Annotated in this window: 1 protein-coding gene; it reads left to right on the forward strand. The window is 44.2% G+C overall.

The features are described 5' to 3' along the window. Positions 1-2: 2 nt before the first annotated feature. Positions 3-285, forward strand: a 283-nt coding sequence (locus tag ACFINC_RS10955) for an SDR family NAD(P)-dependent oxidoreductase (RefSeq protein WP_375617224.1), incomplete at its 3' end; no start/stop codon positions are given.

Raw genomic sequence — 285 nt, forward strand, 5'->3', positions numbered from 1 at the left:
TGATGACAAAACGTGACTTTAGTCTCCATGGGCGTATCGCACTTGTTACTGGTGCATCAAGAGGAATTGGATATTATTTAGCTCTCGAGCTTGCTGCACGCGGTGCTCATATTATTGCTCTTGCACGAACAGTCAGCGGACTGACTGAATTGGACAATCAAATCCGAAAAAAAGGGGCTCTTGCTACCCTCGTTCCGCTCGATTTACATCATATGGAAAACATCGATGCTCTTGCACTCTCAATTGCCAATCGCTGGAAAAAACTCGATATTATCGTTGCAAATG

Origin of the sequence: Bartonella sp. AP58NXGY (genome assembly GCF_042195785.1) — a bacterium.
Taxonomy (GTDB): domain Bacteria; phylum Pseudomonadota; class Alphaproteobacteria; order Rhizobiales; family Rhizobiaceae; genus Bartonella.